Source organism: Streptomyces sp. NPDC058459 (assembly GCF_042721685.1).
GTDB lineage: Bacteria > Actinomycetota > Actinomycetes > Streptomycetales > Streptomycetaceae > Streptomyces.
Window position 1 is genome coordinate 1 of the sequence record NZ_JBHXLV010000090.1, and the last position, 25,023, is coordinate 25,023.

A 25,023-nucleotide genomic window follows, 5' to 3' on the forward strand; every position below is an offset into this window, starting at 1 on the left:
TCCGCCCCGATTAAGTCTGCTATATCCAGAAAATACCCTTGACCCCTACTCCTGGGGGTCAAGGGGTCGCAGGTTCAAATCCTGTCGTCCCGACTTTACGAAGTCGCAGGCGAGGGCCGGTTACGGAGAATTCCGCAACCGGCCCTCGGCCATGCCGGTCGAAGCAACCACCACCCTGCCGGAGCTCCGGTCCACGGCCAGGCTGACCCTCGTTTCGGACCAGAGCTTCCAGGAGAGCCACGCCAACGTCACCCTGCGGGACACCCCCAGGACGACCTGACGGTAAGACGTCAGCCGGGGTCGGCCGCTGAGCGCCGGGGTGCGCGCTCTGCCAGTTCCTCCTCGGTGACGAGTTCGAGGAGGGGTTTGTCCGGTGCGCAGAACATCGTGGCCAGGAAGCGGAGAGGGATGTCGGTGCGGTGGTTGGCGTCCTGGTAGTGGATCAGGTCACCACCCGGCTCCCAGAAGGCTTCGCCGGCCTGGACCACCCGCGGCGGCTCTCCCTCCAGTTCGAAGAGCATCTCGCCCTCCACCACATAGCCGAACACCGGGCCTGAGTGCCGGTGGGGAGGGGTGCCAGGGTCTCCGGGAGGGAACTCGACCCGGGCGGTGACGACGTGCGCGCCGTCGGGGAAGACGGGGGGCTGCGCTTCGCCGATCACGGTCACGGCGGTCTTCCACGCCTCGGACCGGGGTCCGGGAGTGGGCTCGTCATTCTGGGACATCGCGATACCTCTGTCCGGGTTGCGGGTCAGTCGTGGTGCTGGAGCCACTGCTCGTACGAAGTGGCGCCGATGTGGGCTCCCGGCGGGGCGGTGATGGCGTCCTTCGGGATCTGCCCGAAGAGACCGGCGTTCTCGTCGACGATCACGTCACGGCCGTCCGGGTGGACCTGGAGGGTGAGGCGGCCGAGGTCGTCGAGGGGGAAGACATCGGGGCCCGCGACATTGACGATGCCGTTCCGGGGCGGGGCGGTCGCGGCGTCGGCCAGCGTGTCCACCACGTCCTCGACGGCGACCGGCTGGAGCCGGGTGGTGGGCAGCCGCACGGTGTCACCCGACGTGGTCCAGGACATGATCGGCTCGACGAAGTCCATGAACTGCGTGGCCCGCACGATCGTGTACGGGATCGGTCCGGCCTCGATCAGACCCTCCTGCTCTAGTTTCGCCTGGTAGTAGTCCACGTCCGGCACCTGGTCGATCCCGACGATGGACAGCAGCACCACGTGACGGATACCCGCCTCCTCGGCCGCGCGCAGCAGCGTCTGTGTCGTGGTGCGGAAGAACGGGGCGGCGGACTCGTCGAAGCTGGGCGCGTCGATGGTGTTGACGACGGCGTCGGCGCTGGCCAGCGCCTGCCGGCACCCTTCTCCGGTCAGCAGGTCGACCCCGGTGGACCTGTCGTGGGCGGCGATCTCGTTGTCCGTCGTGCGCAACTTCTTCACCAGGCGCGATCCGACGAAGCCGCCCGCTCCGATGACGGCGATCTTCATATGAGAGGTCCCTTCCGGTCAGCGGCTGAAGGCGAGCGCGGCGGCCGTAGCACAGGTGAGACCGGCCACCGCACCCAGCGTGTATCCCACACAGCGCAGCCGCAACACGCGATAGCGCTCCTCGTACTCGCCGCGCAGCGACCGGCAGCGGGCCGCGACGCGCTCCAGATCCTGCCGGGCACGGCGCAGGCTCTCGGAGATGTGGAGCCGCTCCATCTCCTCGCGCTGCGCCGTGGTCAGCCACTCCATGTGGTCGGCGAACTCCCGCGCACGCTGTTCGGCCACCGCGATGGTTGCCTGCCACAGCAGGTATCCCTCGACCTCGTTGCCGAGTTCGGCGCCCTCGGCCTGCTGCCCCGGCGGTCTCGTCATGGTGGTCTCCGCACTCAGTGCCCGATGGCGTACGCTTCGCGCTCCGCCCGCGCGATGTCCGGGTGGTGCAGGTCGAACGCCGGGGATTCGCTGCGAATACGCGGCAGGGTGACGAAGTTGTGCCGCGGCGGCGGGCAGGAGGTCGCCCACTCCAGCGAGCGGCCGTAGCCCCACGGGTCGTCCACCTCGACCGGCTTGCCGTACTTCGCCGTCTTCCACACGTTGTAGAGGAACGGGAGCACCGAGAGGCCGAGCAGGAACGAGAAGATCGAGGACACCGTGTTCAGCGCGGTGAAGCCGTCGGCCGACAGGTAGTCGGCGTACCGGCGCGGCATGCCCTCGGCGCCCAGCCAGTGCTGGACCAGGAAGGTGCCGTGGAAGCCGGTGAACAGCGTCCAGAAGGTGATCTTGCCCAGGCGCTCGTCCAGCATCTTGCCGGTGAACTTCGGCCACCAGAAGTGGAAGCCGGCGAACATCGCGAAGACGACCGTACCGAAGACCACGTAGTGGAAGTGGGCCACCACGAAGTACGAGTCGGAGACGTGGAAGTCCAGCGGGGGCGAGGCCAGGACGACACCGGTCAGACCACCGAAGAGGAACGTCACGAGGAATCCGGCGACCCACAGCATCGGTGTCTCGAAGGAGACCGAGCCCTTCCACATCGTGCCGATCCAGTTGAAGAACTTCACACCGGTCGGCACCGCGATGAGGAACGTCATGAAGGAGAAGAACGGCAGCAACACGCCACCGGTGACGTACATATGGTGCGCCCACACCGTCACCGACAGACCGGCGATCGCGATCGTGGCCGCGATCAGACCCATGTAGCCGAAGATCGGCTTGCGGGAGAACACCGGGATGATCTCGGTGACGATCCCGAAGAACGGGATCGCGATGATGTACACCTCCGGATGGCCGAAGAACCAGAAGAGGTGCTGCCACAGCAGGGGCCCGCCGTTGGCCGCGTCGAAGACGTGCGCACCGAACTTGCGGTCCGCCTCCAGAACCAGCAGCGCCGCCGCCAGCACCGGGAAGGCGAACAGGACCAGCACGCTGGTCAGCAGCACGTTCCACACGAAGATCGGCATGCGGAACATGGTCATACCGGGAGCGCGCATGCAGACGATCGTGGTGATGAAGTTGACCGAGCCGAGGATCGTGCCGAAGCCGGAGAAGGCCAGACCCATGATCCACAAGTCGCCGCCGACACCGGGCGAGCGGATCGCGTTGGTCAGCGGGGAGTAGGCGAACCAGCCGAAGTCGGCAGCGCCCTGCGGGGTGATGAAGCCGCTGACCGCGATGAGCGAGCCGAACAGGTAGAGCCAGTAGGCCAGCATGTTCAGCCGGGGGAACGCCACGTCGGGCGCGCCGATCTGGAGCGGCATGATCCAGTTCGTGAAGCCGGCGAACAGGGGAGTGGCGAACATGAGCAGCATCACGGTGCCGTGCATCGTGAACGCCTGGTTGTACTGCTCGTTGGAGATGATCTGGAGGCCCGGACGGGCCAGCTCGGCGCGCATGAGCAGCGCCATCACGCCACCGAACAGGAAGAACCCGAACGACGTCGCCAGATACAGCGTGCCGATCGTCTTGTGGTCGGTGGTCGTCAGCCACTTCACGACGATGTTTCCGGGCTGCCTGCGCTGGATGAGAAGCTCGTTCTCGCTCGAGTCCTCAGCCGCCGGCTCGGGCTGATTGATGATTGTCACAGGTCGCGCTTCTCCTGATACTCGAGTTCCACCCGCGCCGTGGCGTCAGTGACGGTCATCCTCGCTGCTCGGGCCGGACCCCGAATTCCGGAGCGGCCGACACGCCGCCGATCGGGGGGTTTTGGCACCCGAATGCAGTAACAGGCTCAGGTCGACGCGGTACAGGGTTCCGCGCTACCGGCGTGCGCGGCGGATGCGGATGGGACCGCGCGCCTCGGCCTCCGTGACGGGCTTGCCGGCCTGGGTCACCTCGACCTCACCGGCCGCCACCAGCCGCCAGGCCGCGCGGCGGGCCGGTTCCATCAGTTCCCGCCAGCCGTCGTCGTCACCGTCGTAGGCCGCGCGGGCGGCGTCGGACGGGCAGATCGAAGAGGTCGCGGCACGGCGCTCCAGCAGGCTGACGATGGCCTGCTCGACGCGCTGGTCCGGGTCCGTCACATGACCAGTGTGGCAGCGTTCCGGCCGGCGGGCAGGGGGATCAGAGCCGGGTGGCCGTGCTGATCAGCCCGGCGAGGGCGACGGAACGGCTGTGCGCGGGCCAGGCGATGTGGGTGACGACCGGTGGCGCGTCGGTCAGGGGCACTGCGGCGTGCTCGGACCACAGCCAGGCGCGGGCGGACTCGGGGAAGACGGCCATGGTCCGGCCCAGCGCGATCAGTTGGGCCAGCTGGGTCTGGTCGTGGATCTCGGGGCCCGGCCCCGGCGGGTACGCACCGTGGCGGGGCCAGCGGGCGGGCGGCAGGCCGGGGACATCGGTGATGCCGGCCATGGTGAGGGTCGCCTGCGCGGCGAGCGGGTGCCCGGCCGGCAGCACCGCGATCTGGCCCTCGCGCATCAGCTCCTCGTGGTCGAACCCGGCCAGGGAGTTGAACGGGGCGTGCAGGAGAGCCACGTCGGCGCGGCCGTCGCGCAGCATCTCCTCCTGCTCGCACATGCCGCCGGGCAGCACCTCGATCTCGGCGGCGCCGGGTTCGGCCGCGTAGGCGCCGAGCAGCTGCTGGAGCAGGTCGTGGGAGGCGGCTGCCTTCACCGCCAGCACCAGCCGGTCACGGGAGCCCCCCGCACGGTCGGCGCCGCCCGCGCGGCGGGTGCGGCGGGCGGCCGCGGTGGCCGCGTCCAGGGCCACCCGGCCCTCGTGCAGCAGTACCTCGCCGGCGCCGGTCAGGGAGACGCCCCTGCGGTCACGCGCCAGCAGGGAGACCCCGAGGCGCCGCTCCAGCCGCTGGATCGCCCGGGACAGCGGCGGCTGGGCCATGCCGAGGCGCTCGGCCGCGCGGCCGAAGTGCAGCTCCTGTGCGACCGCCATGAAATACCGCAGCTCTCGGGTCTCCAGCGCGTCCATGGCGTCAGCGTAGACCCGGTGATACCCGCCAGGTATCACAGGCCACCGCATCGGTGTTGGCACCACCCCCGGCCTTGGGGTGAGCATCGAAGTATGAGTGAAGCGAAGAGCGCGCTGGTGACCGGCGCGAACAAGGGAATCGGGTACGAGATCGCGGCCGGGCTCGGCGCCCGCGGCTTCCGGGTGGGCGTCGGCGCGCGCGACGAGACGCGGCGCGAGGCGGCCGTCGAGAAGCTCCGGGCCGCCGGGGTGGACGCCTTCGGAGTGCCGCTGGACGTGACCGACGACCGGAGCGTGGCCGATGCCGCCGCACTGGTCGGACGGGAGGCGGGAGGCTTGGACGTCCTGGTCAACAACGCCGGCATCCCCGGCGACATGGGGCCGGACTGGGTGCAGGACCCCACCACGATCGACCTCGGCATGGTCCGTGAGGTCGTGGACACCAACGTGTTCGGCGTCATCCGGGTGACCAACGCGATGCTGCCCCTGCTGCGCCGGTCGGCCGCGCCGCGCATCGTCAACGTCTCCAGCTCCGTCGGCTCCCTCACCCGCCAGGCGGACCCGGACATCGAGGTCGGGCCGGTCATGGCGGCGTACGCCCCGTCGAAGACGTTCCTCAACGGTGTCACCGTGCAGTACGCCCGCCGGCTCGCCGGGACCGGCATCCTGGTCAACGCCATGTGCCCCGGGCTGGTCGCGACCGACTTCAACGGCTACGCGGGCTCGCGCACCCCCGAGCAGGGCGCGGCCACGGCGATCAGGCTCGCCACCCTGCCCGACGGCGGGCCGAACGGATCGTTCTTCGAGGACGCGGGCGTCGTGCCCTGGTGATCCGGCGTCAGGCGGCCGCGCCCCCGTCCACGACCAGGTCGGCGCCGACCCGCGGAGGCCGCGTCGGGCGGAGCCGGGTACAGCACCGCCGCCGCGACCTCCGCGGCGGACGGGACGCGCCCCCGCGGGGACGCGTCCTTCATCCGCGCCACGCGGGTGCCGTCTACTTGACCTGGCCGAAGGGGTCCTGGACGGTGTGGCCGTTCGCGTTGTTCCAGAAGTTCTGGATGAGGTAGCCGTACTCGGGCAGTTCGTTCAGGAACGGCTCGAACATGGCGTTCGCGGTAGGCAGCTTCCAGTCGGCCTGGAGTTCGCAGCCGAGGGCGAAGGTGGTGACCAGTTCGGCCCCGGCGTTCGCCATGCGGGACATGGCCGCCTGTGCCTCGTACTGGTTCCAGGCGCCGCAGGCGTCGACGACGGGGAAGATGCGGTAGCCGTCGTTCAGCATGGCCAGGGTCGGCATCGCCGTACAGGTGCCGATGGTGACGCCGGCGATGATCACGTGCGTGCGCCCGGTCCGGGTCATCAGCTCCTCCAGGGCCGAGCGGAAGCTCGGGTCCTCGTAGCAGTTGACGATCCCGGTGCGGCGGTAGACCGGCTCGTCCGGGAAGAGCTCCTTCAGCTCCGGGATCGTGTCGCCGTTCTGCCACTGGGCGTTGGAGGAGCTGAGCAGGACCGGGATGTCCAGGGCCTTGGCGATCCGGCCGAGTCCCAGGACGTTCGCCCGCAGTGTGGCGAGCGACTGGAAGTCCCGGATGCTCGCCATGAGGCCGATCTGGTGGTCGATCAGCAGCACGACGCTGTTCTGCGGGGTGGGCTTCTCGTAGGGCGTGCGGCCGGCCGCGCGGGCCTCCTCGGGGGAGGTCTCGTAGGGCTGGACGCCGTCGGTGACGGGGCTGACGATCTCAAGGTGTGACATGAATCCTCTTCCCTCGAAAGTTGTCGCTACAACTAAAAGAGTAGGGGAGAGAGGTTGTAGCGTCAACCTCTTGGCTACGATGTCCTCATGAGCACTCGCTGGCTGGATTCACAGGAGATGCACGCCTGGGTGCGCCTGGTCGCCGTGCTGGAACTGCTGCCGGGTGTGCTCGACGCACAGCTGCGCCGCGACGCCGACCTGACCCACTTCGACTACCACGTCCTCGTCGTGCTCTCCCAGGCAGGCGAGGGCAAACTGCGGATGACGGCCCTGGCCGACCGCACGAACGCCACCCTCCCCCGGCTCTCCCACGTGGTGCGCAGGCTGGAGGAACGCGGGCTGGTGGCCCGCTTCCCCTGCCCGGAGGACAAGCGGGCCACCGACGCCCGTCTCACCGAGGCCGGCCGGGAGAAGCTCGCCGCCGCCGCTCCCGGCCACGTGGCCACCGCAAGGCACCACGTCATCGACGCCCTCACGCCGGAGCAGCTGGACCAGCTGGCCGGCATAGCCGACGCTGTACTCGAGCGCCTGGACCCCGAGGGTGCCGTGGTCAAGCCGCTCGACCGGCAGGCGTGACCGGATGCCGGTCGAGGGTCACGGCTCGGTGCTGACGTGCCGTCAGGCCGCCCCGCCCCGCTCGCGCGGGATCTTCAGCCCCGCCTCCACCGCCAGCGGCAACCGGTTCTCCGCCGGGGGCAGCGGGCAGGTGGCCAGGTCGGTGTAGGCGCAGGGCAGGTTCGCCGCCCGGTTGAAGTCGAGCACCACCGTGCCGTCGGCGGCGGGCGGCGCCAGCGAGAGGACCCGGTTGGCGGCGTACGTGGTGCGGCCGGAGGTCTCGTCGGTGAACAGCACCGTCAGCCCGCCGGGCGCCCCGCCGGGGAAGGCGGTCAGGGACAGGGGGCGGCCCTCCAGCTCGAACGTGATCCGGCCGGGCGCGTCGTACACGTGCTCAAGGCCCTCCACCGCGGCGCCCACGGTGGTGGGGCGGGGCTCGGGGAAGGGTTCGTAGCGGCCCGTCACCGCCCAGCGCGGATCGGGGGCGTAGGCCGGGGTGCCGGCGAAGGCGGTGCGCAGCGGGGCGTCCGGGTGCCGGGGACGGACGATGTCGTGGCCGCCGCGCTTGGCCACCTCGATCACGGCGTCTCCCCACACCGCCTCGACGCCGCCGCGCTCGGGGAGGACGCCGAAGTGGTGCACCCCGCGCACCGGCTCCCCGGCCACGGTCAGCTCCTCGTCGTCGTCCAGGGCCACGGTGACGCCGTCGGGGCCGGTGTGCCAGGTGCCCGGGGCGTCGGGGAAGCGCCGCGGCTGCTCGTCCAGCCAGTTCAGACTGGTCACCGCGAGGAAGCCGTGCGGGTCGGCGAGGCGTTCCTCGTGCGCGCGGTACCAGTCGAGCCAGGACTCGGTGAAGACGTGCGGGTCGCCTGCGGGGGCGTGGGTGGTCATCGGTGCTCCTTCGTCGTTGCTGCGAGGGGTGTACGAGGGGTGGGCTCAGGCCGCCAGTCCGCCGAGCAGGGCCCAGGTGCGCAGCCGGGCCGCGTCCCCGGCGATCTCGGTGCCGCTGAAGACCACCTCGGTCGCTCCCGCGTCCCGGTAGCGGCGCACCTCGGCGGCGACCGTCCGCTCGTCACCGATCGCGGCCAGGTCCGACGCCCGGCGGGCGCCGGAGAGTTCGATGACCCGGGCATAGGACGGGATCTGCTCGTAGAACGCGAGCTGTTCGGTGGCCGTCTCCCGAACCGCGTCCGCGTCGTCGGTGACCACGCCGGGCACCAGGGCCACGATCCGGGGCGCGGGCCGCCCCGCCGCCTCGGCCGCCGCGGTGACCGCCGGGACGATGTGCCGCTCCAGCGCCCGCGGCCCGGCCAGGTACGGCAGGATGCCGTCCGCCAGTTCGCCGCTGACCTTGAGCGCCTGCGGGCCCATCGCGGCGACCAGTACGGGCACGCCGTCCTCGGCGCCCGGTACCCGCGCGGGGATCGGGGTGACTGCGGTGAGCAGTTCGCCGTGGAAGTCGGCGTTCCCGGTCTCGGTCAGCTGCCGCAGCGCGGTGAGGAACTCGCGCAGCCGGGCGACGGGACGCTCGAAGGGCAGCCCGAACCCGCCCTCGGTCAGCAGCTTGGTGCCCAGAGCCAGGCCGAGGTGGTAGCGGCCGTGCGTGGCCGCCTGGGCGGTCTGGGCCTGGCTGGAGACGAGCAGAGGGTGGCGGCCGAACACCGGGATCGCCGAGGTGCCCACCTGGAGGCCGGGCACCTCACGGCCGACGATCGCGGCGAGCTGGGGTGAGTCCGCGCCGAAGGTCTGCCCGAACCAGACGGAACGGAGTCCCGCGGCGGCGGCCTCGCGGGCTTGGAGAACGGAGGCGTCGACCTGGTTTCCGGCGCCGGGCGTGTTGAGCGCTGCTCCCACAGTCATGTCCCTCAGAACGGCCACCGCCCGAGGCCGCATTCCGGCTCCCGTGTGACAGGTTCTTTACGGGTGTGTGGAGACCCGTCACCCGTACGGCGGGCGCGCGGGATTCGCGGATGACGTTCCGGGAACTCGGGGGCGCATGATGCACAGCCTTCTGCGCGGTGCGGCGGCGGGCGCCGCCGGTACCACCGCCCTCGACGCCGCCGCCTACGCCGACATGGCCCTGCGGGGCAGGCCCGCCAGTGACGTGCCCGCCCAGGCCGCCGACAGGCTCACCGAGGACGTGGGTCTCCGCGTCGGCGGCACCGGCGAGACCCGGGGGAACCGGCTGTCCGGGATCGGCGCGCTCAGCGGTATCGGCGTCGGTGTCGCCACCGGCGTGGTCGTCTCCCTGGCGCACCGCGTCGGCCTCCGCCTGCCCTGGTGGGCGGGGAGCCTGGTGACCGGCGTGCTCGCCATGGCGGCCACGGACGCGTCCCTGACCCGGCTCGGCGTCACCGACCCCACGACCTGGTCCCCGAAGGACTGGGCGTCGGACGTGGTGCCCCACCTGGTCTTCGGCGCCGTGACCTACGGAGTGGTGGCGGGCGAACGCCGCTGCTGACCCCGTAGCCGTCCCGTACGGACCCCCGGTCGCTCGCGTATGCGCGGAACCTGCCGCGCGGGGAGGTCCACCGGGTGCCACCGCCCCCGCCCGGCGACGACTGCCCCTGGTGCGGACTCCTCCTGCGGCCGGCCCGGTCGGCGCCCTGAATGGACCCGGTGCGGCCGGTGCCGTGCGGGACGGCTGGGGGCACGTCATCAGGCCGGCGTTCTCCACTTCGCTCAGGCGTGCGGGACGATGGCGACGGGGGCGGGGGAGTGGTGCAGTACGGCGTGTGCGACATGCCCGACCCGCGTGCCCGACCCGCGTGCCGAGCCGGGACGTGCGCACCCTGCGGCCGACCACGACGAGGCAGGCGTCGCGGGAGGCGTCCACCAGGACGGACCCGGCGCTGCCCTCCACGGCCGCCTCGGCGACGTCGACGTCCGGGAACGACGTCCGCCAGGGCTCCAGCGCCCTGGCCGGCATGAAGGCGTTCCGCAGTTCGAGCACCTCTTCGGCCGCCAGGGGGCGTCTCCGCCTCGAAGGTGTAGTCCGGGATGCCGTACGGGGGCGGGGGCAGCGGTACCCAGGCGTACACCACGCGCAGCGGGGCGCCGCGCAGCGCGGCGGCGCCGAACGCGAAGTCCGGCAGGGACGCGTCCGGCGCGGTGATGTCCAGGCCCAGCACGACCGGCCGGGACGGCGTCGTCGCCGACGGGATGCCCGCCGGGTCGGCCAGGTGCTCGTCGGCGGCCCGCTCACCGGCTCTGACCAGCGCCACCGGGCAGCCGGCGTGGCCGACGACCGCCAGGCCGACCGAGCCTACGAGGAACCCGTGGAGCCCGCCCAGGCCGCGTGAGCCGAGCGCCGGCGGTCCGGAGGTCCCGGCGGCCTCGCACAGCTCGTCCACCGGGTCGCCGGTGCGCTGCTCGGTGCGCACCTCCAGGCCGGGGTGGCGCGGCCGGAGCCCCGCCGCGCTGTCGCCCGGCGCCCGCCCGGGTCCACTCCTGCCCGGCCTCGGCCGCGAGCAGCGGGGCCTGCGCCGGCGGGTCGGGCAGCGGGCTCCCACACCTGGACGAGCCGCAGCGGCAGCCCGCGCGGCATCGCCTCGCGCGCCGCCCACTCGACGGCGGCCCGGCTCTCGGCGGAGCCGTCCAGTCCCGCCGTCACGGTTCGGCGCATCGCCGCCACCTCCCTGGCTGGTCCGGGGCCGCAGGGGGGCCGCCTCACCAGCCTGACCGCGACGGGCCGTCCGGGCCACAGCTCCCCGCCGGGCAGGGGGAGCGGTGGCGGACGAGGGCGGGCTAGAAGACGATGCCCACGTGTGCCAGCGCCTGCTTCAGCAGGGCGCCGTGGCCGCCCGGCATCTCGCCGTGCAGCGCCGCCGAGGCCGCTTCCTGCGGGGTGAACCAGACCAGGTCCAGCGCGTCCTGCCGGGGACGGCAGTCACCGGCCACCGGCACGATGAAGGCCAGCGACACCGCGTGCTGACGCGGGTCGTGGTACGGGGTGACACCGGCCGTGGGGAAGTACTCCGCGACCGTGAACGGCTGGGTGGAGACCGGCACCCGGGGCAGCGCGACCGGCCCGAGATCCTTCTCCAGGTGCCGCAGCAGGGCGTCGCGCACCCGCTCGTGGTGCAGGACGCGGCCGGAGACCAGGGTGCGGCTGACCGTGCCGTCCGGGCCGATGCGCAACAACAGTCCGATACTCGTGACTTCGCCGCTGTCGTCCACCCGTACGGGCACGGCCTCGACATACAGGATCGGCATCCGGGCCCTGGCCATCTCCAGCTCGTCCGTGGTCAGCCAGCCGGGCGTGGTTTCGGTCATGTCAGACATTGCTTGATCATACTTTCCGGGTGGGGACCCGCCGCGAACGCGGGCGGGCTCGGACACAGGCGTTCCGTGGGGCCGGCGGGCTCACGGTCAGGACTTCATGGCTGCCACCTTCCCCGCGACCCGCCCAACGTGCCACCCTTCCGCCGCCCCTTGATCACGCCGTCCCGTCATTGTGCCGCCCGGCGGTCGCGCTGTCCCGAAAATCCCGCACGCTACGCGAACGGGCACCGAACGGGCATCCCCGGACGACTCCCGGAGCCGGTCGCACCGCCCAGGGGAAGGCCCGTCCGGGTCATGAGGAACACTGGAGGCGTCCCGCGACCCGACCGGAAGCAGCACATGTCAGCGACGCCCGCGCACCTTCTCGACGTCCCCGGCCCGCCCTGCGGCCCCGCCGACATCCGCCTCGTCGTCACCGACATGGACGGCACCCTGCTGGACGACGACAAGTGCCCGCCCGCCACCCTGTGGCCCCTCCTCGCCGAACTCCGCCGCCGGGGCGTGCTGTTCAGCCCCGCGAGCGGCCGTCAGTACGCCACGCTGGCCGAGCAGTTCGCCGACGTGGCCGAGGGCATGGTGTTCATCGCCGAGAACGGCACCTATGTCGTCCGGGACGGTGTCGAACTCAGCTCCGACCCGCTGGACCACGCCTGCGCCCCCGAGCTGGCCCGCACGGTGCGGGGCCTGGCCGCGCGGGGCGTGGACGCGGGGGCCGTGGTCTGCGGCAAGCGCGCCGCGTACGTGGAGCGGACAGACGAGGCGTTCCTCGCCGAGGTGCGCAAGTACTACGTCTCGCACCGCGTGGTCGAGGACGTGACCGCGGTGGACGACGAGATCATCAAGGTCGCGGTGTACGACTTCGGTTCCGCCGAGACCGGTGCCGCCCCCGCCCTGGCACCCTTCGCCGGGACCCACCAGGTGGTGGTGTCCGGGGAGCACTGGGTGGACGTCATGAACCGCACCGCCAACAAGGGCGCCGCGCTGCGCGGCCTCCAGAGCGAACTGGGCATCACCCCGGCCCAGACCATGGTCTTCGGCGACTACCTCAACGACCTGGAGATGCTCGACGCCGCCGAGTGGTCCTTCGCCATGGCCAACGCCCACCCGGACGTGATCAGCCGCGCCCGCCACCTGGCCCCGTCCAACAACGACCAGGGCGTGCCGCGCACGGTGGCGCGGATTCTCGGCATAGAACTCTAGGCCGCCACGGCGTCGGGCAGGAAGGCGCACGGGCGGTGCCGCATGTTCCCGGGGTACGCGAAGACACCGGCCAGGCCGCCGATCAGGCCCAGGGCGCTCCCGGCGACCACAGCGGGTCGGTGTCGTAGGCCGGGTCGCGGGAGGGCGGCCGGGCCGACCGGCGCGTCCGGGATCTCGTCCAGCGCGAGCAGCCGGCCGGGCAGCGCGCACTCACCGATCACCGGGCCCGACAGGACCAGCGCGCTCGCCCGGAGCCGTACCGCTGGGTGTGGCGGGCCGCGATCAGGCCGCCCATGGAGTGGTCCACCATGACCAGCGCCAGACCTGTGTGCCCGGCGCGGGCCAGGTCCGCCGTCGCGTGGAGGCCGGTCACCACGTCCTCGAAGTCCTCGATCAGCATCCGCTCGCCGGCCGGCCGGCCGTGCTTCGTGGTGCCCTCCGGCGCGGTCGTGCGGGTCACTCCGGGGGGATCTTCCCAGGGGGTGGGTGTGCGGTCTATAGTCCGGTGGAGCCCAAAACTAGCAGTGCTAACTAAGTCGCTCCGTCCCGGCGGGGCGTAGGTTCATGCTGATCCACAGCGCCGTCGGTCAGGAGTCCACAGTTGCGTCCCGTCCACTTCGCGGCCGCCCGTCGCACCCCCATCGGCAAGCTGCGCGGCGCCCTGTCCGCCGTGCGGCCCGACGACCTCGCGGCGGCCGTCGTCCGCGATCTGGTCGGCGGCGTGCCCGCCCTCGACCCGGCCCGCGTCGACGACGTGTACTGGGGCGCCGCCAACCAGGCCGGCGAGGACAACCGCAACATCGCCCGCATGGCCGTCCTCCTCGCCGGACTCCCCGACTCCGTGCCCGGCGCCACCGTCAACCGGCTGTGCGCCTCCGGACTGGAGGCGGTCACCGCCGCCGCCCGCACCATCGCGGCCGGCGAGGCGGACATCGTGATCGCGGGCGGCTCGGAGTCCATGAGCCGCGCCCCCTTCGTGCTGCCCCGCCCCGACGAGGCCCTACCGCACCGCATGGAGACCTACGACACCCGCCTCGGCTGGCGCCTCACCAACCCGGCGATGAAGGACCTGCACGGCGTCCTGGCCATGGGCGAGACCGCCGAGGAGGTCGCCCGGCGGTACGGTATCTCCCGTGATCGTCAGGACGAGTTCGCCCTGCGCAGCCACCAACTCGCCGCCACCGCCCGCAAGAACGGCCACTTCGACGCCGAACTCCTGCCCGTGGAGCGCCCGGACGGCGTCACCGTCGACCGCGACGAATGCGTACGAGAGGACACCTCCCTGGAGAGACTCGCCCGCCTCAAGCCCGTGTTCCGCCAGGACGGCACGGTCACCGCGGGCAACGCCTCGCCCATGAACGACGGCGCCGCCGGACTCCTCCTGGTCAGCGAGGAGACGCTGGCGGAGCTGGGTCTCGAATCCCTCGGCCGGTACGTCGCCGGAGCCTCGGCCGGCGTCCACCCCGACGTGATGGGCATCGGGCCGGTCCCCGCCACCCGCAAGGCGCTCGCCCGCGTCGGCTGGAGCGTCGACGACCTCCAGGAGGCCGAGTTCAACGAGGCGTTCGCCGCCCAGGCCCTCGCCTCCGTCGACCAGCTCGGCATCGACCCCGGCCTGGTGAACCCCACCGGCGGCGCCATCGCGCTGGGCCACCCCCTCGGCTGCTCCGGCGCCCGCATCCTCACCACCCTGCTGCACCGCATGCGCCGCACCGGCGCCGGGCGCGGTCTCGCCACCATGTGCGTCGGCGTCGGACAGGGCAGCGCGGTCCTGGTGGAGCGCCGCTGAACCACCCCGACGGACCTTCCCCACACGGGAGTTCCGCAGCACGAGTCACACCGCAGGAGACGGAGCCGCACCTCATGGCGACCCTGTCCGTCGCCGCCGTCCCGGCCGAGAACGCCCGCCGCCGCCCCGACCGGACGGCCCTCGTCGACGGCGGCCCGCGCCTCACCTTCGCCGAAGCCTGGCGGCGGCGCTCCCTCGCCCAGGCCGGCGCGCTCACGACCCTCGGCGTACGGCCCGGCGACCGGGTCGCCCTGATGGCCCCCGACACCACCGAGTTCCCCCTCGCCCACTACGCGGTCATGGCGGCCGGCGCGGCCGTCGTCTTCTCCACCGGCGGCACCACCGGGGTCCCGAAGGGTGCCGTGCTCAGCCACTTCGACATCGTGATGAACGCGACCGTCAACGCCTTCGACGCGGGCGACATCCGTCCCGACGACACCGTCCTCGGCGCACTCTTGCTCTTCCACGCCTGCGGACGGACGGTCTCCTCAACTCCACGTGACGAGATCATGGTCCGGGAGGGCGTCGACACCTTCCACGGCGTCCCCACCGAGCTGCGCGCCCGGGTACGCGGCCGCCCGAGGCCCCCGGTGCCCGGCCGGAGGTGTGCGCCTAGCATCAGTCTCCGCATGAACATGATGACGCTCTGGCACCTGTCCGGCTGGGAGTTCGCCGCCCTCGCCCTCGCCGCCCTCCTGGTCGGCTTCTCCAAGACCGCCGTCAGCGGGGCCAACACGGTCAGCCTCGCCGTCTTCGCGGCCGTCCTGCCCGCCCGCGCCTCCACCGGCGTACTCCTCCCGCTCCTCATCGCCGGCGACACCTTCGCCGTCCTCACCTACCGCCGGCACGCCCACTGGCCCACCCTGTGGCGGCTGTTCCCCGCCGTCGCGGCCGGAGTGGTGGCGGGCACCCTGTTCCTCGCCCGCGTCGGCGACGGGATCGTACGGATCTCCATCGGCGTCATCCTGCTGGTGATGACCGGGATCACCCTGTGGCGACGGCGCCAGGAGGCGGCGGACGACGTCAGCACGCGCACGGGCCGCGTGACGGCGGGCGCGTACGGCGTGACCGGGGGCTTCACCACCATGGTGGCCAACGCCGGCGGTCCGGTGATGTCGATGTACCTGCTCTCCGCGGGCTTCCGCAAGCTGGGCTTCCTCGGCACCTCCGCCTTCTTCTTCCTCGTCGTCAACGTCGCCAAGATCCCCTTCAGCGCGGCCCTCGGCCTGATCGACGGCGGCTCGCTGCTGCTGGACGCTGCCCTGCTCGTCTTCGTCGTCCCCGGCGCGTTCCTCGGCCGCTGGGCCGTCCACAAGATCAACCAGCGGCTCTTCGACCGCATCGTCATCGCGGCGACCGTCGTCGGGGCGCTCGAACTCCTGCTGAGCTGACCGCGCGCCGGCCGGGTTCACTCCCCCCGGGGGTGCCTGCGCAGCAGATACGTGTCCATGATCCAGCCCTTGCGCTCCCGCGCCTCCGCCCGCAACCGCTCGATGCGCGGACCGGCCTCCGCCAGCGGCCCGGAGACCAGGATCTCGTCCGGGGTGCCGATGTACGCGCCCCAGTAGATGTCCATGTCGTCCCCGGCGTACTCCCGGAACGCCTGGTGCGCGTCGAGCATCACCACCACGTCGTCCACCCCCTCCGGGAACCCCTCCGCCAGCCGCCGCCCGGTGGTGATCTGCACCGGCCGCGCCACCCGGTTCAGGCCGGTCCGGTGCCGGGCGACCAGCGCGGAGACACTGCTGATGCCGGGCACCACGTCGTACGAGAACGCCACCGCTCCCCTGGCGAGCACCTCCTCCAGGATGCCGAGCGTGCTGTCGTACAGCGAGGGATCGCCCCACACCAGGAACGCGCCCGTGCCGTCCTCGGCGACCTCCTCGGCGATGAGCCGCTCATAGATGTCCGCGCGGGCCGTGCGCCAGTCCCGGACGGCCGGCGAGTAGGCCGCCCCGCTCGCCCCCCGGTCCCGCTCCGGGTCACGGGCCGCCACCAACCGGTAGGAGCCTTCGGGCAGATGGGCGTCCAGGATGTCCCGGCGCAGCCGCGTCAGATCGCTCTTCACCTCGCCTTTGTCGAGCAGGAAGAACACGTCCGTGCCGCGCAACGCCTTGACCGCCTGCAACGTCAGCTGGTCGGGGTCGCCCGCGCCGATACCGATGACCTGAATCCTTCGCACGCCCCGAGTCTGCCGCACGGCTCCGCACCGGGAGACCGAGGGGTGAGGCGTCCGGCTGGGTACTCGGCACCTTCCGGTGCGCCCGGCGCGGTCCGGGTCCGGCGAACGGAGGCAGCCCGCCATGTACGACAGCCCCCTCGCAGGCCGTACCGTCGTCGTGACCGGAGCCGCGCGCGGGCTGGGCGCCGCCCTGGCCCACGCCTTCGCCGAGCGTGGCGCCCGGCTCGCCCTGCTCGGCCTGGAACGGCCGGAACTGGAAGGCGTGGCCGCCTCGCTCCCGCCGCCGGTGACCGCCCTGGAGGCCGACATCACCGACTACCGCGCCCTGGAGCGCGCCGCCGCCGAGATACGGGACCGGCTGGGCCGGCCGTCCGTGGTCGTCGCCAACGCGGGGATCGCCGAGGGCGGCCCCTTCGCCGGGTCGGACCCCGAGTCCTGGCGGCGGGTGATCGACGTCAACCTCGTCGGCAGCGCCCTGACGGCACGGGCCTTCCTCGCCGACCTGCTGGCCACCTCCGGCTACTTCCTCCAGGTGGCCTGGCTGGCCTCCTTCGGCACCTCGCCCATGATGAGCGCCTACTGCGCCTCCAAGGCGGGCGTCGAGTCCTTCGCGCACGCCCTTCAGGCCGAGGTCGCGCACGAATCCGTCGGCGTGGGCATCGCCTACATCAACTGGACCGACACCGACATGACCCGCGACGCCGATCACTACCCCGTACTCCGCGAACTCCGGGCCCACATGCCGGCGCCGGCCCGCAGGGTGTACCCGGCCGCGGTCGTCGCCGGACGGCTGGTCCGCGCGGTGGAGCACCGCCGCACCTCCGTCTACGTCCCCGCGTGGCTCCAGCCGGCCCAGTGGGGGCGCGCGGTGCTGCCGCCCCTCGTACGCCATGTCGCCGCCCGCGTACTGCCCCGCCTGCAGGCCGAGCGGGCGCTGCCGCCGACGGGTCTGCTGGGTGCGGGGGGCGCGGCGGACGAGGAGTCGCGGGGGCGGGGAGCGTAGGCGTCAGGGGCGCCGGAGGCGGGGTGCCTCCGTCCCGGCGTCGATGAGGGTGCGGGTCAGCTCCACTCTTGCGGCCAGGTCGGTGGCCCAGGCGGTCACACCGGTGAGGTCGAGACCGTACGGGCGGTGCTGGTTCCGCTCGGCCGACCACTCCGACACCGCCGCCGCGCCGCGCCGCAGCAGGCGGGCGCCGCCGGTGGTGTTGCCGCGCGCGGAGTGGGTGAGGCCCACGGCGAGCTGGGCGAGGCCGCGCCACAGTCCCCGCTCGGCGTCGGGGCCGGACTTCCAGGCGTCCTCGAACACCTCGTGCGCGTGGAACGGCTTGCCGGCGTCCAGCAGCTCCTGCGCCTCCGTGACCGTCTCGGCGGGGCTGCGCACGACCCCCTCAGGCTGCCGCTCGACCCCGTCCGCGCCGTACGGCAAGGGCCGGCCGAGCCCGTCCCGGGGCCGCGCGCTGCGCGCCCGGCCCTCCGGGTCCCGGTCGCGCCCGCCCCTGTCTTCGCCCGCCGCCACCTCTGCCATGCTGCCGATTCTGCCCCTCCCCGCCCGTAACCCGCTTCGGAGGAGTCCCCTACGTGGGGTAAAGTGCTGTTCGCGCGATCACGCGGGTCACCGCGAGCGCGCGCATCGGGACGTGGCGCAGCTTGGTAGCGCACTTGACTGGGGGTCAAGGGGTCGCAGGTTCAAATCCTGTCGTCCCGACTCTATGGAGTCGCAGGTGAGGGGCGGTTTCGGCGAAGTCCGAGACTGCACCTCAGTCATTGTTGGGGGACCATTTGGGGACCAGCGGTTCTTGACCGGTTTTATCGGGTGAGGGCGCTCGTTGCGGGAAGCGTGCGTGGGGCGCGTAGCACGCTGAGGTGTGCGGAGAGTGCCGTACCCGCGGCTGTGATCTTGTGGACGTCCGGGTGCAGGTAGCGCTGGGTGGTGGTCAGTGAGCCGTGGCCGGCGATCCTGCGCAGGACGTGGATGGGGACTCCGGCGTCCGCGAGCCAGGTCAGTCCGGTGTGGCGGAGGTCGTGGCGGCGCAGGTGTTCGTAGCCGAGGCGGGTGACGACCTCGTCCCAGTGGGTCGCGTCGCGCAGGACCGCGGTGGAGACGCGTCCTCCGCGTGGGCCGGTGAAGAGGCGTGCGTCGGGGGCTGGGCCGGCGGAGAGGATGCGCTGGGCGACGAGCGGGCGGATCTCCTCGATGATGGGGACTTTCCGGGCGCGCTTGCCCTTGGTGCCCTTGTCGGTGAGTCCGCCGGGGGCGGGTGTGGTCTGGCGCCGTACTGTCCAGATCCACTGGCTGGTGTCGATGTCTGCGACGCGGCACCCGGAGACTTCGCCGATCCGGGCGGCGGTGCTCGCAGCGAAGAGGACGATGTCGCCCCAGCCTCGGTACTGGTTGTAGGAGGCGGCCACGAGTGCGTCGGCCAGTTGGACGAGTGTGGTCCAGTCGGGCAGGGCGAGGGCTCGGGGGTCGCGGAGTTCGTCCTCGGCCTGCTTGTAGAGCTTCTGCCAGCCGCTGACCCGGGCGGGGTTGACTTTGATGATGCCGTCTCGGACCGCCTGCTCCATGACGCGGACCAGGACGGCGATGGTGTTTTTGACCGTGGAGCGGCTGTGCTCGTCGGCGATCCAGTTCTGCACGCTGCGGTCGACGACACCGTTGGTGATCATCCGCACGGCGAGGTGGCCCAGGGCGGGGACGACGCGCATCCGCCACCCCGACAGGTAGGGGTCAAGCGTTTTCAACTCTAGGCCGCGCAGGGCGAGATCCATGTTCGCGTCGCCGTATTCGGCGAGTTTCATGGTGGCGAGCGTGGGGGACAGCCCGGCCTGTGCGGCTTCGATGATGTCCTGGAGCCACTCCTGCGCCTCGTCCTCGTCCGCCTTTCCCTCCGACAGGGACAGGCGCCGCTTCGTAGCCGGATCGAACCAGCGGACACGCGCACGGTAAGGATTGGGGCGATCGGGCCGGTACTCGATGTCGGTGGAGAGCCGGACACCGACCGGAACAACGGCCTTCTCGGCCATCAGGCGTCCCTGCCCGGGACGGTCCGGCGGCTGCGCAACCATTCGTCCACGTCGAGTGCGCTGTACATGACGACGCGTTCCGAAACGGAGACAAACGGCGGACCCTGCGGCGGCCGAGCGGTACGCCAGCGGCGCAGAGTCGAGGCGTCCACGCGCAGGTAGACGGCGAGGTCACTCGTCGAATACCAGCCGTTGGCCAGGAACGACGAACGGCTGCCATCGTGGATGGAGACAACCTGGCTGGCTATGGAGTGCGCCGTGCCGTCCTTCTGCTTGTGCGACTGACGATTTGTGGAATCTGTTATCGGTTCGAGGGGCAAGTGAGGTGGATCTCCGAGCGATATGGAGCACCAGACAGATACGGGAGAAGACCGCCGGCGACGGATGACACGGCTTGCAAACGGAGAACAGGGGATCTCACCTCCGCAGCATGGGTGAGTTCTCGCCGATGGATCGATCCGCGGTGGTGCTCACGGCAGACGTTGGACAACAATCGTCTGCGGATACGCCGGTTTGGCCAACCGGCGATGTGCGGCTATGTTCCTCTCGCTCGCGACGAGATTGCCGGAGCGCGACTCCCATGGGTGACGAGATCCGCCAACTGCGTCGGCTACCGTGTACCCGCCTGGCTCATAGGGTGCTGTGCGGTTTCATGCGGTCCCGATGACCCACCACGTGGAGTGTGTCGCCATCCTCGAACCGGCCGCAAAGGGCTCCTGACCTGCGGTTTTGCCTGTGCGCATTATGTGCGGTGTGGGCGTTACGGGCGATATCTTGACGCTGAAATGACGCTCGTGACGCTCATCTGACGCTCGTTCTGATGGGGTGTCAGGCAAGTTGTCGGGCAGGTCAGGACCTGTCGGGTGCGTATGTCGAAGGGGCGCCGAGGGCGGGCGACGCCTTGTGAGGACCCGGTTCTCCTCCGACCGTGAGACATGAGGCAGGATGACCACATGACGACTCGCGGTATACGCTGGCTGTCGGAGTGCGAATGGCATTTCGGCGTAACCTTCGCCCACGGCCTCACAGCAGAGGAGCTGGCCGTGCGACTGGGCGCCGCACCGGGAAGCAGGCCGTCGGTGACGGCTGGCGCGGCGATCATGCTGCTCACTGATGCCGATGTCGGCGTCGCCCGGATCGGCGAGGTCGGAGGGTGGGCTTTCGCTGTCGAATACGGAGAAAGCCGCGGCACGCGGCACGACGTACTCAAGAGGGTGTCCCGGGGTGGGGTTACTGCAGTGAATCTCGATCCGCAGGCGTTCCACCCGCCTCCCATGTTCTCCTGTGCTGTGGATGACGACCTTGTGTGTTCGTTCGGTGTGGGCGAGGAATGGCGGCGTTGGGGAAGTGAGCCCGACCTGCTTCAGGAGGACCTTAAGGGTGCAGGGGTCATTCTCCCCGGCGGGGAGTATCTCGCGACGAGTGGGGACCGGTACAGTCGACGGATCGCGTTGTCACTGGGGGTGGTGGAGAAGCGCTTCGGCCTTTCCCTACCGCGTGACCAGGTGCTGGATGGCGCGCTGCCGCTTGCTGTGATCAGCGGTAGGCCCTCTCTCGATACCCTCGACTTCTGACTGACGTGATCACACCGGTGGGGGCCCGGCAGAGCCCCCACTCGGCATGTCAATGTGCTACGGGTTCATGCGTCGGAAGGCGCAGGTGGTGGATGCTGATGTGCAGTGGTCGAAACCAGGGGTTCCGACGTAGAAGGCGTCGTGGTCGAGCATCCGGTTATACGGCACAAAGCCCCCGGTGCGGCCGAACGGGGCGAGAGCACCTGTGTTCTGCGAAGTCGGGATACTGGCCCGTCCGCACTTCTCGTCCCAGGTTGACAACGGGTAGTTGTCGTCGTCGCGAATGGTCCACGTGGTGGAGTTGACAGCCGTCATGTAGAACTGCGCGCACTGATCTCCCGCGAAATTGCCACCTATCAGGCCACCGCTTTCGTAAGTTGTGGCGAAGGCGTACTCGTCGCAGCTAGCGTCAGGAGTCTCACCGCGGCCGGTCCAGCTCGACGGACAGATGACGGCCCGGTTACCACTCTGCCCATTCGCCATGTAGTGCAGGGGGCTGTTGTGGGCTTTGCTTCCGAAGCGGTTGGCGTTCTTCTCCTTCATGATCCAGTAATAGGCTCCGGCACCCGGATAGCGATCGGTCGCGATGTCGAACGTCGGGGTATAGGCGGGGAAGGTGCAGCCTGGAGTCGGCGCTCCCTTTGTCATGTCGTCGCATCGGACGTCGAGGTCCCCGAGCGAACTGCCGAGGTCGGCCTCACCCGAGGCGCCCGCCGCAGCGGATATCTGCCCCAATATGCCCCATCCAAGAGTGATTTTCTCCTGGCCCGTACCGTTCCACAGTGTCTGAAAGGATACATTCGCGACGTGGGTGTCAGCAGGTCCTGCCCAGACCAGTGCCCCATCCGTCTGCTGCTGAGACTGCGTGCAGTCATTGCATGTCGATGCCGCGTTCCACTTCAACATCACCTCGCCGAGAGTCGCATCGATGTGGACTGGCACGAGTGAGAGGAGTTGATCGAATTCGGCGTAGTTGTTGTAGAGCTTGATCTCCTGCTTCATCGCGAACTGAGCCGCTCCCACGGGCTCCTCATCGACCAGGAAGATCACTTCCAGAGGCGAGATGGCCTTCAGGCAGGCATCGGTACGCGTGAACCGATCTATGCCAGCGCTGTACCCATCGCACCAGGGCACGATTGTTTTGCTGGCTCCGGCCGTCAACGCCTCGTCCATGCGGGTCCCGAGGACGGACTTATTGGATTGCGGCTTCCCGAGCCGGACACAGATTCGCTGACCCTTCTTGTCAGGTGCCGAGCAGTTGGAACCGCCGGTCGTGTTCAGCTTGCCGAGCAGCCTGTCGGCCGACTTGAGCGATGCAGGCAGGCCGGTATTGCGCTTTGCTTCCCTGACGTCGCCGGCGAAGCTTGGCAGCGGTGTCGAATCATCGCCGTCGGGGAAGGTGATGGTCGGCATGCCGCTGTAGTCCCCAGGGACGAAGGCGACAGCATCCCATGCGACGTCCTTGTCGGCTGCTCCCACGCTGTTGGCGTTGGAGAGCCGGACCTCGGGACTCTGGTTCTTGAAGCGGTAAGCACCCAGGGAGACCCACTTGTTGGACTCGTTCGCGGCCTGGGAGATCGTTTTCTTCACCGTACCGAAGGGGGTGATGATCTCGTAGACCGCTTCCTGGGTTTGAGCTCCAGTGTCGGGAATGTGAACGAATACCTGGGCCTGGCCACCGGAGACAGGCGAGTTGAGTTTCCAGGCACCCAAGACGGCAAGACGTCCGCCGCTACCGCCGAGGTGGGCGGCGTCACGGTCGTGTGCATACCAGAAGTGGCCTTGGTAGCCGCCGCCGATCTGATGCAGGTCGGCCTTGGCGTCGTATTGACCCATGTTCGAACCGGTGGCGGCTGGATCAGGGTAAAAGGTGAACTGGAAAGAGCCGTCGGATTTAGCTGCCCCGCAGTTGCTCCAGCTATTGGTGCCAGCGGGTACGGAATCGACCACGAGGGAACCAGCGGGTGCCCCGCTGCACACGGGCGTGCCGTACTGCAGGCGCGTGCCTCGGCCGGGCTCGTTGATCACCGTCTGGTATTTGATGCTTTCAAAGCCGCAGCTGGTGGCGCAGTCGGACTTCCATGTCGTCTTGGCCTCGTGCCACCAGTACTGCTTGTAGCAGTTCGCGTCGGGGCAGTCGGGCGGGCTCGCCGTGTTGCAGTTGTTCTTGGCGTTGCAGAACGCGTCCAGCGGGGGCACTACATGGGCCCGGCGGTACTTCGCGCTGGTTATCTCTACGACAGTCCCATTGGTGCCATTCCAGGAGGCAGGGCGGAAGCCGGCGGAGGAGAAGCCGGATTCGCCCGGCCAGTCCTGCCGTCCGGAGGTGGCGTAGGAGTGACCGGTGTCGATGGACCAAGCGGCCCAGCCCATCACCTTCTCCTCATAGGGCCAGTTCTGCGGATGGGCTGCGTCCTTGGACGCCAGCGGGTCGAGGTCGGTGTTCATGAACGCGAGCCGGGACGGCGGATAGACCGGGTTGGCGGGGTTGTTGTACCAGCCGAGTCCCCAGTTGCCGTTGGTGCCCGCGTCGGCTTTCGTGTTGAATCCGAGGTTGTAGTTCCAGACGGCCGTGAACCAGTTCTCGGGCTTGGCCGGGTCGTCGTTGTTCACGGCGATGGTCTGGTCGGACTTATGGACCTCATTCCACTTGGCGGCGAGGATGTACAGCGACGCGGCGATGTTGGTGGTGTAGTCGATGGCGACGGCGCGCTGCGTGCTGGCTGGCAGGGACGTTTCATTCGGCTTCTCGTGGCCGGCCTTGCGCATGCCGTCGGTGACCTGTCCGACACCGTAGCCGCAGTCGGACTTGTCCCAGTGGATGGTCCAGAATTCCGAGAGGGACCCTCCGGTCTGGTGTCCGTAGAAGCCGTCGACGGCCGCGAGAGGGCTGCCCATCTGGCCTGGGATGGCCCCGGACTCTGCCTGCCAGAGGTTGGATTCCTGAGCAAGGATGCCCAGTTGGACCTGGGCGGGGATGCGCCCACCACCGGTCAGCGTGGGTCTCGGGAACAGCCCTTGCGGGTCGATCGTGGACAGTCCGGTCTGCGCGCGCCAGCCACCTTGCGTGAGGTAGCCAGAACGCAGGTTGCCCTGGATCGCCATGTCTACGGCCCACTCGACCTGATTCGGGGTCGGCTGCAGAGCCTGCGTGCCGACATCGTTGCGCGGCACCGAGCACCAGCGGTCGCTGTCGACCGGGTCACTGGCCCGGGGGTCGGCGGCCGTGGTCAGTGCGGTGATCGTCGAGATCTGTGGCTTCCAGGCGCCGGTGAGCGCTGGTGACGGCCTGCCGCCCGCGGTGCTGCCCGGTTCGGCGATCTTGTGGTGGGTGTGTCTGCCCGTGCCCGGCACCGTGCCGGTGATGGTCAGGGCGTGACTGGTGCGGCCCGGTGTTGTCTCGGCAGCTGGCTCCGTGGTCGAGGTCCTAGTGAAGCTACGACCTGCAGCCTTGATGTGATCGACGCCCGCCAGGACGGCCGGTGACAGGACTGGGTCGACGGCGAGGCGTCCGCGGGTGGAGACTTCCGCGTCGGGTGAGACGTTCAGCGTTTTGATGCCGCTGGCCGCGAGTCCCTCGTCGTGACTGGCCTTACCGGTCAGGTAGACCGTTTCATCCGTGCCCTGGCGCAGGCTCATGGCGGCAAGGTCGCCGCGACGTAGCCGAGCCACTCGGGCAGGTCCCCCCGCGCCTCGTCGTCGAGGGTCGCATGCCGCAAACCGTCCCGGACCTCGGACAGGGCTCCCGGC

At 70.3% G+C, this 25,023-nt stretch carries 26 protein-coding genes, 1 tRNA gene and 2 pseudogenes; 11 read left to right on the forward strand and 18 right to left on the reverse strand.

The annotated features are described in order from the left end of the window. Positions 1-151: 151 nt before the first annotated feature. Positions 152-280, forward strand: coding sequence for a hypothetical protein (locus ACFWN1_RS18275; protein ID WP_384363025.1), 129 nt, complete (start codon positions 152-154; stop codon positions 278-280). Between the two features lie 10 nt (positions 281-290). Here the strand turns inward: ACFWN1_RS18275 and ACFWN1_RS18280 are convergent, their stop codons facing one another. The 6 genes from ACFWN1_RS18280 to ACFWN1_RS18305 all read right to left on the reverse strand — a co-directional run bounded on the left by ACFWN1_RS18280 (position 291) and on the right by ACFWN1_RS18305 (position 4,915). Beyond that, positions 291-725: a cupin domain-containing protein gene (locus tag ACFWN1_RS18280; protein ID WP_384363027.1), complete on the reverse strand. Its 435-nt coding sequence runs from the start codon at positions 723-725 to the stop codon at positions 291-293. A gap of 26 nt (positions 726-751) precedes the next feature. Further along, positions 752-1,492 (reverse strand): SDR family oxidoreductase, encoded by a 741-nt coding sequence (locus ACFWN1_RS18285; RefSeq protein ID WP_384363029.1) that lies wholly within the window; start codon positions 1,490-1,492, stop codon positions 752-754. A gap of 18 nt (positions 1,493-1,510) precedes the next feature. Continuing rightward, the gene (locus tag ACFWN1_RS18290; RefSeq protein WP_384363031.1) at positions 1,511-1,864 is read right to left on the reverse strand and encodes a cytochrome C oxidase subunit I; all 354 of its coding nucleotides are present in this window, start codon (positions 1,862-1,864) and stop codon (positions 1,511-1,513) included. 14 nt (positions 1,865-1,878) lie between these two features. Next, positions 1,879-3,573 carry a cytochrome c oxidase subunit I gene (gene ctaD, locus ACFWN1_RS18295; protein WP_384363033.1) on the reverse strand — a complete coding sequence of 565 codons (1,695 nt, stop codon included), beginning with the start codon at positions 3,571-3,573 and terminating at the stop codon, positions 1,879-1,881. Positions 3,574-3,747: 174 nt separating this feature from the next. After that, the gene (locus ACFWN1_RS18300) at positions 3,748-4,011 is read right to left on the reverse strand and encodes a DUF3253 domain-containing protein (RefSeq protein ID WP_384363035.1); all 264 of its coding nucleotides are present in this window, start codon (positions 4,009-4,011) and stop codon (positions 3,748-3,750) included. Positions 4,012-4,051: 40 nt separating this feature from the next. After that, positions 4,052-4,915, reverse strand: coding sequence for a LysR family transcriptional regulator (locus tag ACFWN1_RS18305; RefSeq protein ID WP_384363037.1), 864 nt, complete (start codon positions 4,913-4,915; stop codon positions 4,052-4,054). A gap of 93 nt (positions 4,916-5,008) precedes the next feature. On the opposite strand from ACFWN1_RS18305, the gene ACFWN1_RS18310 reads away from it, so the two are divergent. Continuing rightward, complete coding sequence (locus ACFWN1_RS18310; RefSeq protein WP_384363039.1) at positions 5,009-5,746, forward strand: SDR family oxidoreductase; 738 nt, start codon at positions 5,009-5,011, stop codon at positions 5,744-5,746. Between the two features lie 163 nt (positions 5,747-5,909). Here the strand turns inward: ACFWN1_RS18310 and ACFWN1_RS18315 are convergent, their stop codons facing one another. Next, entirely contained in the window at positions 5,910-6,665 is a 756-nt protein-coding gene (locus ACFWN1_RS18315; RefSeq protein WP_384363041.1) for an isochorismatase family protein, read from the reverse strand. Positions 6,666-6,752: 87 nt separating this feature from the next. On the opposite strand from ACFWN1_RS18315, the gene ACFWN1_RS18320 reads away from it, so the two are divergent. Beyond that, positions 6,753-7,241, forward strand: a complete 489-nt coding sequence (locus ACFWN1_RS18320) for a MarR family winged helix-turn-helix transcriptional regulator (protein ID WP_384363043.1) — start codon at positions 6,753-6,755, stop codon at positions 7,239-7,241. Positions 7,242-7,283: 42 nt separating this feature from the next. Here the strand turns inward: ACFWN1_RS18320 and ACFWN1_RS18325 are convergent, their stop codons facing one another. Both ACFWN1_RS18325 and ACFWN1_RS18330 read right to left on the reverse strand, forming a co-directional pair. Beyond that, positions 7,284-8,111 (reverse strand): DUF1684 domain-containing protein, encoded by an 828-nt coding sequence (locus tag ACFWN1_RS18325; RefSeq protein WP_384363045.1) that lies wholly within the window; start codon positions 8,109-8,111, stop codon positions 7,284-7,286. 45 nt (positions 8,112-8,156) lie between these two features. Further along, positions 8,157-9,080, reverse strand: a complete 924-nt coding sequence (locus tag ACFWN1_RS18330; protein WP_384363047.1) for an LLM class F420-dependent oxidoreductase — start codon at positions 9,078-9,080, stop codon at positions 8,157-8,159. Between the two features lie 136 nt (positions 9,081-9,216). Here ACFWN1_RS18330 and ACFWN1_RS18335 point away from each other — a divergent pair, with 136 nt between their 5' ends. Further along, positions 9,217-9,681, forward strand: a complete 465-nt coding sequence (locus ACFWN1_RS18335) for a hypothetical protein (RefSeq protein WP_384363049.1) — start codon at positions 9,217-9,219, stop codon at positions 9,679-9,681. Here the strand turns inward: ACFWN1_RS18335 and ACFWN1_RS18340 are convergent. From ACFWN1_RS18340 to ACFWN1_RS18350, 3 genes are all read right to left on the reverse strand, one after another. Next, a complete protein-coding gene (locus tag ACFWN1_RS18340; RefSeq protein WP_384363051.1) occupies positions 9,572-10,603 on the reverse strand; it encodes a universal stress protein in 1,032 nt (343 codons plus the stop codon). The genes ACFWN1_RS18335 and ACFWN1_RS18340 overlap by 110 nt on opposite strands. Continuing rightward, a complete protein-coding gene (locus ACFWN1_RS18345) occupies positions 10,486-10,845 on the reverse strand; it encodes a universal stress protein (protein WP_384363053.1) in 360 nt (119 codons plus the stop codon). The genes ACFWN1_RS18340 and ACFWN1_RS18345 overlap by 118 nt, the downstream gene beginning before the upstream one ends. A gap of 122 nt (positions 10,846-10,967) precedes the next feature. Continuing rightward, entirely contained in the window at positions 10,968-11,495 is a 528-nt protein-coding gene (locus ACFWN1_RS18350; protein ID WP_384363073.1) for an NUDIX hydrolase family protein, read from the reverse strand. A 348-nt stretch (positions 11,496-11,843) separates the two neighbouring features. Here ACFWN1_RS18350 and ACFWN1_RS18355 point away from each other — a divergent pair, with 348 nt between their 5' ends. Further along, the gene (locus ACFWN1_RS18355; protein WP_384363055.1) at positions 11,844-12,704 is read left to right on the forward strand and encodes a Cof-type HAD-IIB family hydrolase; all 861 of its coding nucleotides are present in this window, start codon (positions 11,844-11,846) and stop codon (positions 12,702-12,704) included. Between the two features lie 109 nt (positions 12,705-12,813). Here ACFWN1_RS18355 and ACFWN1_RS18360 read toward each other — a convergent pair. Beyond that, a pseudogene (locus tag ACFWN1_RS18360) lies at positions 12,814-13,134 on the reverse strand (serine aminopeptidase domain-containing protein); the annotation flags it as partial. A gap of 171 nt (positions 13,135-13,305) precedes the next feature. Between ACFWN1_RS18360 and ACFWN1_RS18365 the strand changes: the two are divergent. The 3 genes and pseudogenes from ACFWN1_RS18365 to ACFWN1_RS18375 all read left to right on the forward strand — a co-directional run bounded on the left by ACFWN1_RS18365 (position 13,306) and on the right by ACFWN1_RS18375 (position 15,884). After that, positions 13,306-14,493 carry a thiolase family protein gene (locus tag ACFWN1_RS18365; protein WP_384363057.1) on the forward strand — a complete coding sequence of 396 codons (1,188 nt, stop codon included), beginning with the start codon at positions 13,306-13,308 and terminating at the stop codon, positions 14,491-14,493. Between the two features lie 74 nt (positions 14,494-14,567). After that, positions 14,568-14,963 (forward strand): annotated as a pseudogene (locus ACFWN1_RS18370) (AMP-binding protein); the annotation flags it as partial. 159 nt (positions 14,964-15,122) lie between these two features. After that, the gene (locus ACFWN1_RS18375) at positions 15,123-15,884 is read left to right on the forward strand and encodes a sulfite exporter TauE/SafE family protein (RefSeq protein WP_384363075.1); all 762 of its coding nucleotides are present in this window, start codon (positions 15,123-15,125) and stop codon (positions 15,882-15,884) included. 17 nt (positions 15,885-15,901) lie between these two features. On the opposite strand, the gene cobF is transcribed toward ACFWN1_RS18375, so the two are convergent. Beyond that, on the reverse strand, positions 15,902-16,675 hold the full coding sequence (cobF, locus tag ACFWN1_RS18380; RefSeq protein ID WP_384363059.1) for a precorrin-6A synthase (deacetylating): 774 nt from the start codon (positions 16,673-16,675) through the stop codon (positions 15,902-15,904). Between the two features lie 121 nt (positions 16,676-16,796). Here cobF and ACFWN1_RS18385 point away from each other — a divergent pair, with 121 nt between their 5' ends. Continuing rightward, positions 16,797-17,678: an SDR family oxidoreductase gene (locus tag ACFWN1_RS18385; protein ID WP_384363061.1), complete on the forward strand. Its 882-nt coding sequence runs from the start codon at positions 16,797-16,799 to the stop codon at positions 17,676-17,678. A gap of 3 nt (positions 17,679-17,681) precedes the next feature. On the opposite strand, the gene ACFWN1_RS18390 is transcribed toward ACFWN1_RS18385, so the two are convergent. Beyond that, complete coding sequence (locus ACFWN1_RS18390) at positions 17,682-18,200, reverse strand: DUF309 domain-containing protein (protein ID WP_384363063.1); 519 nt, start codon at positions 18,198-18,200, stop codon at positions 17,682-17,684. 106 nt (positions 18,201-18,306) lie between these two features. On the opposite strand from ACFWN1_RS18390, the gene ACFWN1_RS18395 reads away from it, so the two are divergent. Further along, positions 18,307-18,380 (forward strand) — tRNA-Pro (locus ACFWN1_RS18395). 101 nt (positions 18,381-18,481) lie between these two features. Here the strand turns inward: ACFWN1_RS18395 and ACFWN1_RS18400 are convergent. Next, positions 18,482-19,699 carry a tyrosine-type recombinase/integrase gene (locus tag ACFWN1_RS18400; protein ID WP_384363065.1) on the reverse strand — a complete coding sequence of 406 codons (1,218 nt, stop codon included), beginning with the start codon at positions 19,697-19,699 and terminating at the stop codon, positions 18,482-18,484. After that, on the reverse strand, positions 19,699-20,019 hold the full coding sequence (locus ACFWN1_RS18405) for a helix-turn-helix transcriptional regulator (protein WP_384363067.1): 321 nt from the start codon (positions 20,017-20,019) through the stop codon (positions 19,699-19,701). The genes ACFWN1_RS18400 and ACFWN1_RS18405 overlap by 1 nt, the downstream gene beginning before the upstream one ends. Before the next feature lie 633 nt (positions 20,020-20,652). Between ACFWN1_RS18405 and ACFWN1_RS18410 the strand changes: the two genes are divergently transcribed. After that, positions 20,653-21,273, forward strand: a complete 621-nt coding sequence (locus tag ACFWN1_RS18410; protein WP_384363069.1) for a DUF6461 domain-containing protein — start codon at positions 20,653-20,655, stop codon at positions 21,271-21,273. Positions 21,274-21,330: 57 nt separating this feature from the next. Here ACFWN1_RS18410 and ACFWN1_RS18415 read toward each other — a convergent pair whose 3' ends face one another. After that, positions 21,331-24,912 (reverse strand): Tat pathway signal protein, encoded by a 3,582-nt coding sequence (locus ACFWN1_RS18415; protein ID WP_384363071.1) that lies wholly within the window; start codon positions 24,910-24,912, stop codon positions 21,331-21,333. Between the last annotated feature and the right edge of the window lie 111 nt (positions 24,913-25,023).